Here is a 2220-nt window from a genome sequence, read left to right as displayed (position 1 = left end):
TGGGTGGCATGACGCGCTCCAAAAGGTAGTCAAACTTGACTACCTTGGTAGTTTACACAGAACAAATTGCTCGCGGCCACCACATTCCGCGGCTCCCGCCGTGCAAGCTCGCCAAGCGGGTACCCAAGAAAATCCGGGTGGATTGGCCACTTTGTCATGGCGATGACTCCTGCAAGCTTGCAAGCCATAGCGCACCCTGCTGCCAATCCCCCAAGCCCGTTTCCGCGTTGATGTGCCCCGCTTCACCCAGTTCCAGCAAGCGCGAATCCCAGGCCGCCGCAAAACCCTGCGAGCGCTCAAGCGGGCAATAGGGATCATTGGAGCTCACCACCAAAACGCTGGGAAACGGTAGCTTGCCCAGCGGGATCGGAGCCCAACTGGGCAATATCGTGCGCAGGTCTTCGCGTTCGGTGTCGGGCGGGGCGACCAACAAGGCCGCCTTGACCCGGTGGGTGTTCTGGGAGTGCGCCGCCCAGGCCACGGCCAACTGGCAGCCCAGGCTGTGTGCCACCAGCACGGCGGGTTGATCGCAACCCAGCAGCACTTCTTCCAGCCGGGCCAGCCAATCACCGCGGCGGGGGTGCATCCAGTCGTGCTGCTCCACCCGACGGTAACCGTACAAGGCCTCCCAGCGGCTTTGCCAATGGTCTGGCCCGCTGTTTTGCCAGCCGGGCAACAACAAGATGTTTTCGGGTTTCATCAGACCGGGGTTTCACGTGGAACCGCCACACCGGCCTTGACCCGCTCGACCATTTCGGCCGCAAACGCCACAAAGGCCTGGCTGCCTTTGGCCGACGGATCGAACACCACGCCGGGCAGACCGTAGCTGGGCGCTTCGGCCAGGCGCACGTTGCGCGGGATCACGGTGTCGAACACCTTGTCGCCAAAGTGGGCCTTGAGCTGGTCGCTCACCTGCTGCTGCAAGGTGATGCGCGGGTCGAACATCACGCGCAGCAAACCGATGATTTGCAGGTCTTTGTTGAGGTTGGCATGCACCTGCTTGATGGTGTTGACCAGATCGGTCAGGCCTTCCAGGGCGAAGTATTCGCACTGCATGGGAACGATCACGCCGTGTGCCGAACACAGGCCGTTGAGTGTGAGCATGCTCAGGCTGGGCGGGCAGTCGATGAGCACGAAATCGTAGTCGGCATCCACCGCGGCCAAGGCCAGTTTCAGGCGCCTTTCGCGCCGCTCCAGATCGACCAGCTCGACCTCGGCACCGGCCAGTTCGCGGTTGGCGCCCAGCACGTGGTAGCCGCACTTCTCCGACAGCACCGCCGCTTCTTGTACCGTGGCTTCTTCCAACAAGACGTCGTAGATCGACAAGGCCATGCTGCGCTTGTCCACCCCCGAGCCCATGGTGGCGTTGCCTTGGGGGTCGAGATCCACCAACAGCACCCGCTGCCCCACGATGGCCAAGCCCGCCGCCAGATTGACGGCGGTGGTGGTTTTGCCCACCCCGCCCTTTTGGTTGGCCACGCAGAAAATTTTCGCCATGGGAGTTGCCGTTGGTTAGGAGAATTTATTTGGAAATGGCCAGCTTCACGCCAAAGCCGATCAGGAACACACCCGCCAGTTTTTCCAGCAGGCGGCCGATACGGGGGTTGGCGCGCATGCGCTCGGCCAGAAAATGCGTCAGCAATGTGGCACCCAGGCCATACACAAAGGTCAGCCCGGCCACGGTGGCGGCCATCACGGCGAAGGTCAGCAAGCCCCGGTGCTGGGCCGGGTCTACGAACAAGGGGAAGAAGGCCATGTAGAACACAATCGCCTTGGGGTTGAGCAAGGTGATGGCGAACGACTGCCGAAAGTATTGGCGCGGCTCGATCTTGATCACCGGTTGGCTGCCGGGTTGGGCCGTGAGCATGCGAAAACCCAGCCAGGCCAGATAGGCGGCACCCAGCCATTGCACGGCGGCAAAGGCAGCGGGGTAAGCGGTCAGCAGCGTGGCCACACCGGCCACCGCCATCCACATCAAGACCTGATCGCCAGCGATCACACCCACGGTGGCGGCCATGCCCCCGCGCATGCCGCCTTTGCTGGTGGAGGTGATCAGCGCCAGATTGCCGGGCCCAGGGATGAGCAAAAACAAGACAATGGCGGCCACGAACGAACCGTAATCTGCGACGCCGAGCATGTGAAATCCCTCCGTGTGAAGGGTGGAGTTTACGTGACGATGGCGCGGGCCAAGGCGCAGCGGCGAACGGAGCCGAACTCAGT

Annotated in this window: 3 protein-coding genes; all 3 read right to left on the bottom strand. The window is 62.4% G+C overall.

Going from position 1 to position 2220, the window contains the following annotated elements:
* Positions 1–154 precede the first annotated feature (154 nt).
* Genes ABYB95_RS22050 through ABYB95_RS22040 form a run of 3 tightly spaced genes read right to left on the bottom strand, consistent with a single transcriptional unit; the run spans position 155 to position 2137 of the window.
* Positions 155–700 (bottom strand): RBBP9/YdeN family alpha/beta hydrolase, encoded by a 546-nt coding sequence (locus ABYB95_RS22050; protein WP_372662027.1) that lies wholly within the window; start codon positions 698–700, stop codon positions 155–157.
* The gene (locus ABYB95_RS22045; RefSeq protein WP_372662023.1) at positions 700–1497 is read right to left on the bottom strand and encodes a ParA family protein; all 798 of its coding nucleotides are present in this window, start codon (positions 1495–1497) and stop codon (positions 700–702) included. Before ABYB95_RS22045 ends, ABYB95_RS22050 begins: the two co-directional genes overlap by 1 nt.
* Positions 1498–1522: 25 nt before the next feature.
* Complete coding sequence (locus tag ABYB95_RS22040; protein WP_372662020.1) at positions 1523–2137, bottom strand: LysE family transporter; 615 nt, start codon at positions 2135–2137, stop codon at positions 1523–1525.
* Positions 2138–2220: the final 83 nt, after the last annotated feature.

The sequence above is a fragment of the Hydrogenophaga sp. genome (genome assembly GCF_041633695.1).
Taxonomy (GTDB): domain Bacteria; phylum Pseudomonadota; class Gammaproteobacteria; order Burkholderiales; family Burkholderiaceae_C; genus Hydrogenophaga.
The sequence above is the reverse complement of the archived record's forward strand: the minus strand, read 5'-3'. Positions and strand labels throughout refer to the sequence as shown.

Excerpts from the sequence above, each read along its gene's own strand:
- ABYB95_RS22050 (WP_372662027.1), bottom strand. The coding sequence starts at position 700 with ATGAAACCCGAAAACATCTTGTTGTTGCCCGGCTGGCAAAACAGCGGG.
- ABYB95_RS22045 (WP_372662023.1), bottom strand. The coding sequence starts at position 1,497 with ATGGCGAAAATTTTCTGCGTGGCCAACCAAAAGGGCGGGGTGGGCAAA.
- ABYB95_RS22040 (WP_372662020.1), bottom strand. The coding sequence starts at position 2,137 with ATGCTCGGCGTCGCAGATTACGGTTCGTTCGTGGCCGCCATTGTCTTG.